Genomic DNA, 14,002 nt, shown 5'->3' with positions numbered 1-14,002 from the left:
AGTCACTTCCTTAACTTAGGGTCCAGTGCATCTCTCAAGCCGTCACCGACAGCATTGAATGCAAAAATAGTCAGACATATCAGCACTCCGGGGAAGAAAAGCCGCCACGGCGCATTAGCCAGTGCCGGATAGCCGTCATTGGCCATCGTTCCCCAGCTGGCGAGCGGTGCAGGGACACCAAGCCCCAGGTAGCTCAGGAATGCTTCCGTGAATATTGCGGTAGGAATCGTCAGTGTCATGGTGACGAGAATTGCACCGAGTGCATTCGGCAGAAGGTGCCGTTTGATCAGATGGAGATTGTTCGCCCCCAGTGTTCTTGCTGCAAGGACGTATTCCTGGTTTTTCAGCTTCAGTATTTCAGAGCGTGTAATCCTCGCCATGTTGACCCAGCCCGTGAGTGACAGCGCAATGATCATCGGGAACAGTCCCGGCTGCATCACAACAAGCAGTATGATGACAACGAGAAGGTACGGGATGGCGGTCAGTATATCGGCGATGCGCATCATGATCTCATCTGTACGCCCGCCGGTAAGGCCGGCCACCGCACCCCAGGCGACACCGATGATCAGGTCAATGATGGCTGCGGCAAAACCGATGAAGATGGAAATGCGTGCACCTATCCAGACTCGCGTGAAAATGTCCCTTCCAAGATCGTCGGTGCCGAACCAGTATGTACCGTTCGGTGCCATGTTATAATCACCGTTCTGCTGCCGGTACGTGAATTCGGAAATCCATGGACCGCATATTGCACCGATGATGATGATCGCGAGTGTAATGAAGCCGATGAGCGCCAGTTTGTTCTTTATGAACCTGCGGGAGACTTCTCCCCAGAAGGAAATTGATTTCCTGGCAAGGGTTTCCGTCTCTGACGTCTTGTTTCCAACGATTTCAAAATCGGAAGGTTGAAGTTCGGATACGTTCTTATCTGCCATTTGATTTCCCTCCCTTCAGGCTGATGCGCGGATCGATGAAGCTGTAGAGAATATCCACGATCAGAACAGCCAGCAGCAGGATTACAGAATAGAATACGGTGGTTCCCATGATGACTGTGTAATCCCGGTTTGAAATACTCGTAACAAAATATTTGCCTATGCCGGGGATGGCGAATATCTCTTCGATTACGAAGCTGCCGGTAATGATTCCGGCAGTCAGCGGAGCAAGATATGTGACCACCGGCAGCAGGGCGTTTCTCAGCGCGTGCTTGAATACAACGACCCAGCGGGAAATCCCTTTGGCTTTTGCCATTTTTACATATTCACTGTTCGTCTCTTCCAGCATGCTCGAACGGGTCAGCTTCGCAATGAACGCCATCGGTGTCGAAGCGAGGGCGATTGCCGGCAATATGCTGTAGATGAAGCCGTTCCATCCGGCAATCGGGAACCACCCTGCCTGCAGGGCAAGATAGTACTGCAGTACTGCCGCCATGACGAATGACGGTACCGATATGCCTATGACTGCCAGAACGCTCATCAGGTAGTCCGGCCACTTATTGTGGAACAGTGCAGCGATGGTGCCGATCAGCACACCGAAGCCGACTGCGATGAACATCGCTTCGAGGCCGAGTGTCATCGAGATCGGGAAGCCTTCGGCGATCATATCGTTCGTTTCCCTGTATTTATACTTCATCGAGGTACCGAAGTCGCCTGTCGCACTGTTTACGAGATAGTCTTTGTACTGTATATACCACGGGTTGTCGAGCCCGTATTTTTCATTGAGACTTTCCTGTATCGCAGGAGGCAGCGCCCTTTCGGAAGCGAAGGGGTTGCCCGGCGCCATGCGCATCAGGAAAAATGTTGCTGTAATGATCAGGAATAATGCAATGACGATATAGATCAGACGCTGACCAAGATATTTGATCATGGTAGTATGCTCCTTTTTTCAAAAATGACAGGTGAGTATCATATACTCACCTGACAAAAGAATTTCCTATTGTTCGATATCTACATATTTCAGCTGTACATTTCCAAGCGGGTCGGATTTCATGTTTTTAACCTTTTCATCATGGACTGAGAGATTGGTGTAGAAGTAGATTGGTGCAATCGGGAACTCACTCATGAATATCTCTTCTGCATCTTTCAGCATCTGCGTGCGTGCTTTTGGATCTGTTTCCTTGGCTGCATCATTCAGCAGCTGGGTGTACTCTTCATTTGTCCAGTTGGTGTTGTTGTTGCCGCCTTTGGCTTTGTATATCTCAAGGAAGTTGACCGGGTCGTTGAAGTCGCCGAGCCAGCCGTAACGGCCCACCTGATGATTCCCGGCATCCAGTTCTTCAAGATAGACCTGCCATTCAGAGTTGTTCATCGATACATCGATGCCCAGGTCTTCTTTCCAGCCCTGCTGTATGAACTGTGCGATGGCGGCATGTGCCTCACTTGTGTTATAGGAAAGGCTGATTTTGAGTTCGGATGGATCGCTCAAACCAAGTTCTTCGAGCCCTTTATCGAGTGCTTCTTTGGCTGCTTCGATATCGTTGGAAGGGAAATACTCCGTTGGTTCCTCGAAACCTTCCATTGTCAGCGGAACAAGACCGGTGCCCGGTTTCTGTTCGCCTTTGGTAACATTCTCGATCAGTCCTTCACGGTCGATTGCAATAGTCAGTGCCTTGCGGATATTTTCATTCTGCATTATTTCATCTTCCACGTTGAAGACATACATGTAGGTTCCGGCCTGGTCGCGGACATTAAGTGTACCGTCCTCCTTGAACTGGTTCAGCGCGTTGAGGTCGATCGTGTTGAACGGAGAGCCGAGGTAATCCAGGTCCCCGGCCTGATACATCTTCAAAGCAGTCGCTTCACTTTCAACCATGTCGACGTTTACTGTGTCGAGTGCGACATTGTCTGCATCCCAGTATGAGTCATTCTTCTTAAGTACGATTGAATCCGAGCTTGTGAAGCTGTCAAGAGTGAACGGGCCGTTTCCAATGTAGTTCTCTCCGTTTGGATCTGTGTGCCAGTCCGGATTCTCTTCAGCCACTTTGGAATTCACAGGATAGTAGGTATAGAACGCTGTGAGCTCATCAAAAAATGGCGTCGGGTTATTCAGCGTCACTTCCAGCGTCTTGTCATCCACTGCTGTGACAGCTACATCCTCCGCACTGCCTTCACCGGTGTTATAAGCTTCGGCCCCTTGAATGTAGTAAAGCTGGTAAGCATAGTCGGAAGCGTTTTCGGGGTTAAGCGCCCATTTCCAGGCAAATTCGAAATCCTGTGCTGTGACCGGGTCTCCATTCGACCATTCAGCATCTCGCAAAGTGTAAGTATAAGTAAGCTCATCTTCACTCACTTCAATATTCTCCGCCATTGCCGGTTCGGGGTTGCCTTCCGGATCAAGGCGTGTCAGACCCTCAAATACACTGGCCATGATTGCGCCGGATGTCGTATCGGTTGCCAGCGCCGGATGGAATGATGGCGGATCTGATGTTATGGACAGGTTGATGGATTTTTCCAGGTCTCCCTCTCCACCTGCACTGTCTGCTTCGCCGCCGCCTGAGTCTCCGCCGAAATTACAGGCTGCAAGAGCAGAAACCAGGACAGCGAGGAGCAATAAACTTCTAAAATTTTTCATAAAGCAAGTCACTTCTTTCTCCCTTTTGTAATGTAATTCCGTTTTATGCAGAATCACATCCCTTTGTTACTATTGAAAAACATACCCCTTAAAAACTGAAAACGCTTTCGTTTGTAAATTATCTACAATCTTCACAGAAAAGTCAATATTATTTTTAATATTTCGATGATATTGAAAAAATCAGAGTGTTTTCTGAGGATAAGATATATATTTCTTATGCATGCATGAATTTTAGAAAATCCTTTTTTTATGTAATTTGATTTCATCCGCCGAAATTGACCATAACGGGTATAGCATTATGCAGGGACATTTAAAGTAAACCTTTCTTTACATAAAATTAAAACTGCGTATACATTCATGTTTTAAAATATAAATGCAATCATATTATTGTGACAAAAACAGGAGGTATTACGAGAATGGGTTTCGATTTACTGAACAAAAAAAGGTTTAAGGTGGTGTTCATTGCAACTATGATCTTTGCAATGACCGCATCCATGCTTCTGAGTCCGCCGGTTTCTGCAGCAGGCGGCGGTGGTCCGGCGGCACCGGTTCAGGATGATGTAGAAGACATTGAAGGGGAGTCGGAGTTTGACCCTGTCCTGTCGGAGACTAAACCGGAAGTGGCGCCGGTGCCGGTGAACAATCTGCCTAACCGTATCATCACAACAATCAATGGAGACAGTTCAAGTGAAATGGGGTTCAGCTGGTATACATCCGACCTTTTTGAAGATTCAAAAGTATGGCTGTCGAAATCGGGTGAATTTGATGACACCATGGAATTCGACGCTGAAGCAAAAGAAGTGACTTCCAGCTATGGGGAGCGGGATGAAAACGGGAACTACATATTTGCCGAAGTGGAGAAAGACGCAGAGGGTGAGCCTGTCGAAGATGAGAATGGCGACCCTGTCATCAACGGCTACTATACGGATGCCCAGGCACATGGGGATGAATGGATGTCAGGTGACTACGGGCATATCGAGCTGACGGATGTCACAGAGTATTCATATAAGGCGAAGGCAACTGACCTGGAGCCTGACACGACCTACCATTATAAAGTGGGGAGTGAATCGGGTGAAGTGAGCGAGAGCGGACAATTCAAAACGTCAGGTGAAAAGGGTGAGCCGTTCAAGTTTGTCCATTATACGGATACACAAAATGCGTTCTGGAATGAAAATGTGAGAAATGAAGCGGCATATGGCGCGGATACATTGAAGCAGGCCCTTGAAACGGCGGAGGATGCCGATTTCACCCTTCACACAGGCGATGTTGTGGAAGTTGCTGAAGTAGAGGATGAATGGGTGGATCTGTACGAACAGTCGCGCCCCTATTTCATGCAGACGGCCATGGCTGTGGCACCGGGCAACCACGATGAATACGCACTGGAATACGGGGATGATCCACTGACTGAAAAATTCAATGAGCACGCCAATGTGCCGATAACGAATGAAGCGGTCTCCGGCGGGTCGTACTATTCCTTCGACTACAACGGGGTGCACTTTGTAACATTGAATACGAATGACAACAAGAAGTCAGAAGACAACCCGGATGAAAAAGCGATCGGCGAGGAACAGATGGAGTGGATAAAAGAGGATGTAAAACAGGCGCGGGAAAACGGTGCTGAATGGATTGTACTGAACTATCACAAGCCGCTCTACTCCAAATCCTATCATTCACTGCAGGATGAGGATGTTCAGAAGGTGAGGGAGGAACTGACCGCACTGATAGACGATCTGGACATTGATCTTGCACTGCAGGGCCATGACCATGTCATCTCAAGGACACATTCCCTTACCCACGTCCCGACAGATGAGAGTTTCTCCAACGCTGAAGTTGAAGATGTAGAAACCCATACCGGGAAAAATGGTGTCGAATACATGGAGGATCCGGACGGTACGGTATATGTTCTGCCGAATACCGGTGGTACAAAAGAGTATGATGACGTTTATTCCAAAGGGCTTGAGCATCTGCATGAAGTCAGACCGGATCTCGACTGGATGACCCAGGAGGACCTGGATCACTACAACAGCCTGTTCGGATTTGGCGGACAGCCGCAGGAAACGGATGCGTTTGAGGAATCCCATTCCAATAACCGCGATTCATCCACCCAGAACTTTGCAGTGTATGAAGTGGCCGGTGGTGAAATGACCGTGCGCATGTATCAGATCAGCGGAGATCTGGGAGCAGGTGAGGAACGCACTGTGGAGCTCATAGATGAATTCGGCATCTCCAAAGATGCAGTGGACGAAGAGGCGCAGGAAAATGATGATGAAGCAGCATAGCCCAGAAGGGGGAGTCGGTTTATCCGCTCCCCTTTTTGAGTGATAATATTACTAACGGTACATTAAATTAAAGTGTATAATGTAAATGTAAAAACAATTGATCAAAGGGGATGTTCCAATGTTCAATGCAGTCCAGTATTTCAATTATTCCAATGCTCTGGAAGCTCTGGAGTTTTACGAAAGGAATTTCGGTGCTGAAGTAACCGGAAAGGTCATGGCGGATAATGATATGTTCAAAGGTTCTTTGGAACAGATGGGGATGAATGAGGCGGAAGCATCGACTTTTGTGATGAATGCAGAATTTGAGATATTCGACCAGAAATTCATGGCGAGTTCTACATGGAAACAAAAAGAGATCGATAACGAAGGCGCAAGTGTCTGCTTTGTTTTTGACGGTAAAGATACAGAAGCGGTACACAAGGCGAAGACTTTCTATGATCAGGCGGTTGAAGCGGGATGTCGCGTTGATATGGAGCTCGGCCCCACCGAATGGACCGAACTGTTCGCAAGCATCACTGATCCATACGGGGTTTCGTGGATGCTGAGTGCAGAATGATCTGAAGAAAGCAGCGCCCCCGAGTTATTCTGATGTCTCCCGGGTTTGCAGGTGATGTGAAAAACTCTGTAAACTCCGGGAGTGTTTTTTACGAAAAATCACATAATTATGAAAATTCATATTGATACTTCACTGTATCCATGTTTTAATTATTAATTAAACAAACGGGGAAATACAGTATTAAGAAGGTAGTGTCTATGGGTGAGAATATACGCATGGCATCAAGTCTCTACATAAACTATATACTGCTCGGCATGATCAACCTGATCATTGCACTGCACATGGGATTTCTGACAGTGCAGTTCAATACGGACGCTGCGGCAATCAGTATGCTGATCTCCGCCATAGGAATCGGCAAGCTGTTCGGTCTGTCGTTCGCCGGCAGGCTTTCGGATTCTCTCGGGAGAAAACCGATGGTGATTACGGCGTGTATCATTTATGTGATATTTCTTGCTGCCATACCTTTCTCGCCGACATACACCGTCGCTTTCGTGTTTGCACTGCTTGCCGGGGTGGGGAATTCCGTCCTCGATACAAGTACATACCCGGCCCTGATCGAAGGCTTTCCAAAACGGGCGGGTTCCGCGACCGTGCTGGTGAAGGCATTCATGTCAGTCGGCGCGACGATACTGCCTTTGATGATTACATTCTTCATCGCAAGGGATATGTTCTACGGCTATACATTCATCATCATGGCCGCCGTATTTCTATTCAATGCAATCCACCTGGTTACAGTGATGTTCCCGAGACCGAATATGGTGGTGGTCGAACCGGGCGGGAGCAAAGCGCAGGAGGAGAAGGAAGAAAAGCCCCATTTCACAGAAAAGCCAGCCTTCTGGAAAGAGGGCATCACCGTCATCTTCATCGGCTTTACTTCCGTTTCACTGCTGATGGTCATACAGACGTGGCTGGCAAAGTATACACAGGAAATAGCAGGCCTCGGTGAATCGTCCGCCATCAATCTGCTGAGCTTCTACAGTTTCGGCGGATTCATCACCGTCATTCTCCTGGCCGTAATGCTGGATAAGGTATTCAGGCATACGACGATATTGAAGCTGTACCCCCTCATAGCGATTGCAGCACTGTTTGTCCTGCTGTCCGCCTCTAGCTATTATGTGCTGGCAGGGGTTGCGTTCATACTCGGATTTTCCACCGCCGGCTTGTTCCAGCTCGCAGTGACGCTCATGGCAGAGTTCTTCCCCGGCAAGAAAGGTGTGAGTACGGCCTTTGTCACATTGTCTTCAAGTATTGCATTCATCGTCATCCCTTATGTGACAGGCCTGATCGACAGGCATATTGGAGTGTCATTCATATTCCTGTTCGAGATTCTCATCGCCCTCGTTGCATTGGGGTTGGCAATGTTCATATCCGACAGGTATAAAAAGGTATTCAATATAACTGCCCGTAAAAGGATGCTGCACGTAAACACTGACTCGATACAGAAATAGTATCAGGCAGTGTTTTTCAGTTTTGGCCGGAAATATGTTATAACAGGGCTACATAAGTTTTAAATCTGGTGTAAAGGGATGATGTCGTGGTTAAGGAAATGAAACTGAATGATCATACGTTTGAATTGACCGGTTTTGAGGAGAGAGAAGAGAACGGCAGGCTGGTTGTTTCAGTGAAATTCAATGTGACAAGCGAAGAGTATCATGATGTGACCACGCTATTATACGAGGAAGTTTTCAATATCTCTGTGCCTGAAAAAGATATGAAATTCAAAGGTGTCATCACAAACTATTTAACATCCCTCGATAACCTGTATGAAGATGGTCAGACGGGAGAGTATCAGGTGACGTTCACTGAAATTGAATAATTGGAGAATCACAATATGAAGCTAAGTATATTGGACCAGTCACCCATATCTGACGACCAGACACCGCGTGATGCCCTGGAGGCCACGATGAAACTCGCACAGACGGCGGAATCATTGGGGTATACAAGGTTCTGGGTAGCTGAACACCATGGCCTGCCGGGGCTTGCTTCGAGTGTTCCTGAAGTGATGCTCGGCTATATCGGTGCCAATACAAATGAAATAAGAATCGGCTCGGGCGCAGTTCTTTTGCCGTACTATAAACCCTACAAAGTGGCGGAGACGTATAATATGCTCGGAACCCTGTATCCCGGCCGTGTGGATATCGGTGTCGGCCGGGCGCCGGGAGGTCCGGCCGAAGTTTCTGAAGTCCTGTCCGACAACTTCCTGCAGAGCGTATTCAGGATGCCTGATCTGCTCAAAGATCTGATCAGGTATATCGACGATGCAGATGAGAAGATAAAAGCCGGCCCCGTGCCGCCTGTGAAACCTGATATATGGATGCTCGGCACAAGCGGGAAGAGTGCCAAAGCAGCGGCTGGGAACGGCCTTTATTATGCATTCGGACAGTTCATGAGTGATGCAGAAGGCAAAGGTGTCATCGACGAATATCAGAAGTCATTCAAGCCGCGTTATGAAGGTCAGGAACCTTACACAATAGTCACACTATCAGTCATCTGTGCAGAAGACACAGAAGCAGCGGCGCGGCTCGCGAACAGCTACCTTGTCTGGCAGGTTAAGAAGGACAAGGAAGATGAATTTGAATATCTGCCTTCTTTGGAAGCGGCCGAAGCGGCCACCCTTTCCCCGGACGAGCAAAAGCAGATGGATGACATGAAAGGTCAGATGATCATTGGTGATCCGGCGTCAGTGAAACAGGAACTCGAACAGATACATGAAGAAACAGAAGCGGATGAAATCATGATTGTAACCATCACACATTCGCCTGAGGACAAACGGGAATCCTACAGACTGATTGCAGAACAGTTCGACCTGGGTAAGTATGATATATAAAGAAACGCATCTTTCCTGCTGTGTGTACAGTATCGGAAAGATGCGATTTTTAATTAAGTGGAGATACGCAAATGCACTTGCCGGATGATCTGCTGTTTTACCCACATATTTTAGTAGTGGATATATTTCAGTTTTTCCATAAAATCCAGCCCGACATTGCCGCCCGAGATGACGAGGCACACTTTATCTTCGGGAGAGACATCCAGTGAACCTTCCAGCAGGGCGCCGGCGGTGATGGCCGATGACGGTTCCGTAACAATCTTGGCCTCCATCATCAGGAGTTTCATTCCCTTTAAGATGAATTCCTCAGATACGGTCATCATCCCATCCACGTATTCCTTCACTATCGGAAAATTCCTTGTCCCCGGCTGGGAGGTGACGAGTGCATCCGCCACCGTTTCCTTCCTGGTCACTGCGGTGACCTCTCCTTTTGCCAGGCTTTCCGTGTATCTCGGGAGGTTTGCCGGTTCTGCGCCGTATACTTTCATGTCAGGTGCTGTGAGTTTGATCGCGGTGGAACTGCTTGCGAGCAGCCCGCCGCCGCTCGCCGGCATGATGACATGATCGAGCGCCTCGTTTTGTGATGTGATTTCAAGGCCGACCGTCCCCTGGCCGGCCATGACACCGTAATCATCGAACGGCGGGATGTAGGTATAGTCGTATTTTTCAGCGAGTGCTTCTGTCACTTCGAACCTCTCTCTTACGTCACAGCGGAGGAGTTCGGCGCCGAGTGCCTCGATTGCGTCCGCCTTGAATTTGGAGCCACTTTCCGGGACGACCACCGTGGCATGGATGCCAAGCTGTTTTGCGGCAAATGCAACAGCCCGGCCGTGGTTGCCGGAGGATGTCGTGATGATCCCCTTTTCCAGGTCACTTTCCGGCAGCTGCAGGATTTTATTCATCGCGCCGCGGATCTTGAAAGCGTTCGTCTTCTGCATGCTCTCCATTTTGAGATATATTTCACAGCCAAGAAACGGGTCCAGATTGTTCATGCGCAGAAGCGGTGTTCTCTGGATGTACGGAGCAATCCTTTCCGCAGCTTCTTCTATATAATTCAATGTCAAAGTCATAATTGCGGCCTCCCTGATAATAAATTATACGTCACTGATATTTCCGGTCCATCCGTCGTCCATTCCATAATTTGATGTGATTTCATTATAGAACAGATAACTTCCTGATTCAGGTATAATGTACCCATGACGGATAAATTAGGGAGGAAATGTGATGCAGCGCATAACACTGATGCAGGCATATGCCATCGAAACACTGAGGAGCAGTGGCTACACCAATGAAACCATTCTGGAAAAAGTGAGGAATGATGAAATGGCGGATTTCAAATCTGCAGACAGCGGCATGGATTACAGCGGGCTCGTTGAACTTGAAGCAGAAAATTTCCTGGGAAATATACTGGAGGATGGATACCAGGTGAAATTCCTGACGATCAACGGGCTGACAAATCTCATCCGGCTGAAATACGGGAAGAAGAAAGGTGAGGATTACAGACTCGAGGATTTTACAGTGTCGGAACTCGGGCTCGATGACAAAGAGGCGGATGAACTCGGCAATCTGCTTTCCCCGAACTGGGAGATCCGGAAATCCGGGACGGGCGTCATCATTTCGCCAGCCGGGTGAAATTTCAGAAGCCGAATGTTTGCGGCCTGTGCGAGTTTCACTCTATGATGGCTGTATCAGCATAATATAAAACAAAACTTACAGGAGGTATATCCAATGAAAGCAGTGCTTCATGAAGGTGTATCAGGCATGGAAGGTTTGAAATACGGTGAAATGGAAAAACCGGAGCCGAAGGCGGGAGAAGTGAGGGTCAGGCTGAAGACGGCCGGACTGAATCACCGCGACCTCTTCGTGCCGGACCGGCATAAAGCAGAAGATCCAGCCCTGGTCCCTGGTTCTGACGGCGCCGGCATAGTGGATGCTGCCGGTGATGGTGTGGAGAATGTAAAAGCGGGTGATGAAGTCATCATCAACCCGTCACTCGGGTGGCAGAAGAACAGCGACGCGCCGCCGGAAGGTTTTGAAATAGTGGGTATGCCCTTTGATGGCACATTCGCTGAATATATCACTCTCCCGGCTGAAAACGCCGTCCCTAAGCCCGGACATCTCTCGTGGGAAGAAGCCGGGGTCCTGGCGCTGTCAGCCATGACTGCATACCGGGCGCTCTTTACAAGGGCAAAAGCCAAAGAAGGGATGACAGTCCTCATCCCCGGCGCCACAGGCGGCGCCGGCACATTCCTGATCCAGTTCGCAAAGTCCGCCGGCGCGAGAGTGTATGTGACATCAAGGTCCGAAGACAAGCGCAGGCAGGCTCTGGAACTCGGAGCACACAAGGCGATAGACAGTGAGGCGGACTGGAACGAGGAGCTTTCCGGCGAAAAGGTGGATGTCGTGATTGAAAGTGTCGGAGCGGCGACATTCAACAAATCGGTCGGCCAATTGCGCCGCGGCGGCACACTCACAGCATTCGGGGCATCGGCCGGGGATACAGTGGAATTCGACCTGAGGAAATTCTTCTATGGACAGTACAATCTGCTCGGCTCCACCATGGCGAGTGCAGAGGAGCTGGAAGAGATGCTTGAATTCATTGAAAGGCATGAAATCAGGCCCGTCATGGATAAGTCTTATCCGCTCTCCGATTTCAAAGAGGCATTCGACCGCCTGGAGAATGCGGGGATGATGGGCAAGATAGTATTCAATATCGAATGATGAGGCTTTCTGTGTAAATGTGACTCTGTAATTGAATTAAGCTCCAGCGGGTAGAGAATATTGTATAATTTTACGCGGGGAGTGAGAAACATGCCGAAGCTGAAAGGGGATAGGAACTATTTCGAATTCGATGTCGGGAGTTTCGGGGTTTTCTTCAATAAAAAATACCATCTGGTGTCCACAGTAAACGATCTGATGCTCGGCATCTGGTTTGTAATAGGGAGTGTATTCTTCCTCTTTCACTCGACTATGATGGCCGGCACGATCCTCTTCATCCTCGGCAGTCTCCAGCTGCTTGCCCGCCCGATTTTGAAACTGCTTCACGGGTTCTTCATAAGGAAGGAGACCGAGCAGGAAATGAAAGAGGATACGCCTTCGGAAATCATAGAGGAACTGACGGATAAAGATGAATGATGAAGTATACTGAGCCCGATGCGGAATGAATGACGCATCGGGCTTCAATATCAGAAAGATGTCAAAAGTAGAGGGATTTGTCCTCTGTACTTGTGATAGAATCCATATATGACATATACAGAGCCGGAGGATTCCGATGAATTGGTTTTGGGATGAAGCCGTTCCATATATACAGGTGGGCGGAGCGGGACACTTTACATATATAATATTCCTCATCATTGTTTTCAGCATCGTTTTTTGGAACAGGAAGAAGTTCAGCGGCAGGGAGAGCGGGGTATACCTGGTTTTTGGCGTCCTCGGCCTGATTCACCAGCTGATGATCACCAGCTGGTATATTTTCGAAACGGGATACGATCTGAGGGACGCCATGCCGCTCCACATCTGCAGGGTGGTCGTCTGGTTCATCATCTTCCAGGGTGTCATCAGAAAGCGCTGGATGCATGACCTCATATTCTATTTCGGACTCTATGCCTACGGTTCCTTTGCACTGCCGATTGCCATCCATCCCCCGCATCATTTCGTGGGATGGACATTTGTGCTCCTGCATACCGTCATCATTCTCTATCCTTTCGTCATCCACTGGATGACGGGGTGGGTGCCGGCATCAAAAGGCGCGATACGCAGCTTCGGGGCGTTCCTCGTGTACTTCACAGTAATACTGGCTGTGAATGCACTCGTCGACGGCAACTATTTCTATATGGATGACAGGCCTTTCCTGCATCGCATGCCTGAACTTTCTTATATTATTCTGAATATCGCCGGCACGTTCGGAATTTTCATGATTGGACTCATGCTCTCCAAAATACTGCTGAAATTTGAAAAACAGAGTTACCCGGCAGAATAAAGGCGGGTTTTGTGCTTTTTATCCCTGTGTGGCATAATTTCGAAAGGAGGTAACTGCATGATAATTACGATTGCTTTCATACTGTTCGCCGGACAGCTCATCAAGTCGTTCTATACGCATTACATATCAGAAAAACGGAAGTATTTCAGCTTTGACGACCGGCGGTTTACGGATGATGATTATCTGAAGGTCCAGGATTTGAATATCGGCAGGCTGGAGCGTACTTTCCTCTATATAATGCTCGTCATCTATGTGGCGGCTCTGCTGGTGCATCTTTTCCTGAGCCCGATACTGAGCATATGGCTGCTGGGGGCTTTTTTCTCCTCCATCCTGCTGCTGAGCATGATCGTCGATCTGAAGCTGTATACAGTGGCCCATGACAGAACGCATATCATCATGGCTGTTATCTGGCTGGTAATGATCATCGGCATATTCGGTTTCCTGACGATGGCAAGCATCAACGACAGCGACATGTCTTTTGAAGCGGATGAATTCAATCTGGCATCACTCGACTATGGCATCCCGTATGACGATATTGAAAGTGTGGAGATGACAGATGGCACTCCTGAAATTCCATCCAACCATCTTGTAATGGGTGCGGGCGGACATCTGCACGGCACTTTCATCGAAGGCAGAGCGAATGTGTCCAGGCTGGATATCGAAGATACAGGTCAACCGCTCATCTATATAAAGACGGTGAATATGGATATCTATATAAATGACAGCGATGCCGGGACGACCGAAACGTGGTTTGAAGAACTGTCTTCACGGGCACAGTGATGATCGGTGTTGACATG

14 protein-coding genes are annotated in these 14,002 nt (G+C 48.6%); 10 read left to right on the top strand and 4 right to left on the bottom strand.

The window, feature by feature from the left end; translation table 11 throughout:
* Positions 1-2: 2 nt before the first annotated feature.
* The 3 genes from WN59_RS11515 to WN59_RS11505 form a co-directional block, all read right to left on the bottom strand.
* Entirely contained in the window at positions 3-932 is a 930-nt protein-coding gene (locus tag WN59_RS11515; protein ID WP_017547689.1) for an ABC transporter permease, read from the bottom strand.
* Positions 922-1,860 carry an ABC transporter permease gene (locus WN59_RS11510; protein WP_046517432.1) on the bottom strand — a complete coding sequence of 313 codons (939 nt, stop codon included), beginning with the start codon at positions 1,858-1,860 and terminating at the stop codon, positions 922-924. Before WN59_RS11510 ends, WN59_RS11515 begins: the two co-directional genes overlap by 11 nt.
* Positions 1,861-1,926: 66 nt before the next feature.
* Positions 1,927-3,564 (bottom strand): peptide ABC transporter substrate-binding protein, encoded by a 1,638-nt coding sequence (locus WN59_RS11505; RefSeq protein WP_046517429.1) that lies wholly within the window; start codon positions 3,562-3,564, stop codon positions 1,927-1,929.
* A 416-nt stretch (positions 3,565-3,980) separates the two neighbouring features.
* Here WN59_RS11505 and WN59_RS11500 point away from each other — a divergent pair, with 416 nt between their 5' ends.
* From WN59_RS11500 to WN59_RS11480, 5 genes are all read left to right on the top strand, one after another.
* Entirely contained in the window at positions 3,981-5,843 is a 1,863-nt protein-coding gene (locus tag WN59_RS11500; protein WP_046517427.1) for a purple acid phosphatase family protein, read from the top strand.
* A 118-nt stretch (positions 5,844-5,961) separates the two neighbouring features.
* Positions 5,962-6,399: a VOC family protein gene (locus WN59_RS11495; RefSeq protein ID WP_046517424.1), complete on the top strand. Its 438-nt coding sequence runs from the start codon at positions 5,962-5,964 to the stop codon at positions 6,397-6,399.
* A gap of 197 nt (positions 6,400-6,596) precedes the next feature.
* A complete protein-coding gene (locus WN59_RS11490; RefSeq protein WP_046517422.1) occupies positions 6,597-7,847 on the top strand; it encodes an MFS transporter in 1,251 nt (416 codons plus the stop codon).
* Positions 7,848-7,933: 86 nt separating this feature from the next.
* Entirely contained in the window at positions 7,934-8,215 is a 282-nt protein-coding gene (locus WN59_RS11485) for a DUF3219 family protein (RefSeq protein ID WP_046517420.1), read from the top strand.
* A gap of 15 nt (positions 8,216-8,230) precedes the next feature.
* Complete coding sequence (locus WN59_RS11480; RefSeq protein WP_046517418.1) at positions 8,231-9,226, top strand: LLM class flavin-dependent oxidoreductase; 996 nt, start codon at positions 8,231-8,233, stop codon at positions 9,224-9,226.
* A gap of 110 nt (positions 9,227-9,336) precedes the next feature.
* Here WN59_RS11480 and WN59_RS11475 read toward each other — a convergent pair whose 3' ends face one another.
* On the bottom strand, positions 9,337-10,296 hold the full coding sequence (locus WN59_RS11475; protein ID WP_046517416.1) for a threonine ammonia-lyase: 960 nt from the start codon (positions 10,294-10,296) through the stop codon (positions 9,337-9,339).
* A gap of 154 nt (positions 10,297-10,450) precedes the next feature.
* Between WN59_RS11475 and WN59_RS11470 the strand changes: the two genes are divergently transcribed.
* From WN59_RS11470 to WN59_RS11450, 5 genes are all read left to right on the top strand, one after another.
* Positions 10,451-10,858, top strand: coding sequence for a hypothetical protein (locus WN59_RS11470; protein WP_046517414.1), 408 nt, complete (start codon positions 10,451-10,453; stop codon positions 10,856-10,858).
* 96 nt (positions 10,859-10,954) lie between these two features.
* The gene (locus WN59_RS11465) at positions 10,955-11,947 is read left to right on the top strand and encodes a zinc-binding dehydrogenase (protein ID WP_046517411.1); all 993 of its coding nucleotides are present in this window, start codon (positions 10,955-10,957) and stop codon (positions 11,945-11,947) included.
* Positions 11,948-12,037: 90 nt separating this feature from the next.
* Positions 12,038-12,361 carry a YrhK family protein gene (locus WN59_RS11460; RefSeq protein ID WP_046517409.1) on the top strand — a complete coding sequence of 108 codons (324 nt, stop codon included), beginning with the start codon at positions 12,038-12,040 and terminating at the stop codon, positions 12,359-12,361.
* A 136-nt stretch (positions 12,362-12,497) separates the two neighbouring features.
* The gene (locus WN59_RS11455) at positions 12,498-13,205 is read left to right on the top strand and encodes a TMEM164 family acyltransferase (RefSeq protein ID WP_046517408.1); all 708 of its coding nucleotides are present in this window, start codon (positions 12,498-12,500) and stop codon (positions 13,203-13,205) included.
* Positions 13,206-13,262: 57 nt separating this feature from the next.
* The gene (locus tag WN59_RS11450) at positions 13,263-13,985 is read left to right on the top strand and encodes a hypothetical protein (RefSeq protein WP_046517405.1); all 723 of its coding nucleotides are present in this window, start codon (positions 13,263-13,265) and stop codon (positions 13,983-13,985) included.
* Positions 13,986-14,002: the final 17 nt, after the last annotated feature.

The sequence above is a fragment of the Salinicoccus sediminis genome, assembly GCF_000986795.1.
GTDB classification, from domain to species: domain Bacteria; phylum Bacillota; class Bacilli; order Staphylococcales; family Salinicoccaceae; genus Salinicoccus; species Salinicoccus sediminis.
Note: the sequence above shows the minus strand (reverse complement) of the source record. Positions and strands in the feature narration are given on the sequence as shown.

Excerpts from the sequence above, each read along its gene's own strand:
- WN59_RS11495 (WP_046517424.1), top strand. The coding sequence starts at position 5,962 with ATGTTCAATGCAGTCCAGTATTTCAATTATTCCAATGCTCTGGAAGCT.
- WN59_RS11510 (WP_046517432.1), bottom strand. The coding sequence starts at position 1,860 with ATGATCAAATATCTTGGTCAGCGTCTGATCTATATCGTCATTGCATTA.
- WN59_RS11500 (WP_046517427.1), top strand. The coding sequence starts at position 3,981 with ATGGGTTTCGATTTACTGAACAAAAAAAGGTTTAAGGTGGTGTTCATT.
- WN59_RS11460 (WP_046517409.1), top strand. The coding sequence starts at position 12,038 with ATGCCGAAGCTGAAAGGGGATAGGAACTATTTCGAATTCGATGTCGGG.
- WN59_RS11465 (WP_046517411.1), top strand. The coding sequence starts at position 10,955 with ATGAAAGCAGTGCTTCATGAAGGTGTATCAGGCATGGAAGGTTTGAAA.
- WN59_RS11505 (WP_046517429.1), bottom strand. The coding sequence starts at position 3,564 with ATGAAAAATTTTAGAAGTTTATTGCTCCTCGCTGTCCTGGTTTCTGCT.
- WN59_RS11480 (WP_046517418.1), top strand. The coding sequence starts at position 8,231 with ATGAAGCTAAGTATATTGGACCAGTCACCCATATCTGACGACCAGACA.
- WN59_RS11450 (WP_046517405.1), top strand. The coding sequence starts at position 13,263 with ATGATAATTACGATTGCTTTCATACTGTTCGCCGGACAGCTCATCAAG.
- WN59_RS11475 (WP_046517416.1), bottom strand. The coding sequence starts at position 10,296 with ATGACTTTGACATTGAATTATATAGAAGAAGCTGCGGAAAGGATTGCT.
- WN59_RS11455 (WP_046517408.1), top strand. The coding sequence starts at position 12,498 with ATGAATTGGTTTTGGGATGAAGCCGTTCCATATATACAGGTGGGCGGA.
- WN59_RS11470 (WP_046517414.1), top strand. The coding sequence starts at position 10,451 with ATGCAGCGCATAACACTGATGCAGGCATATGCCATCGAAACACTGAGG.
- WN59_RS11515 (WP_017547689.1), bottom strand. The coding sequence starts at position 932 with ATGGCAGATAAGAACGTATCCGAACTTCAACCTTCCGATTTTGAAATC.
- WN59_RS11490 (WP_046517422.1), top strand. The coding sequence starts at position 6,597 with ATGGGTGAGAATATACGCATGGCATCAAGTCTCTACATAAACTATATA.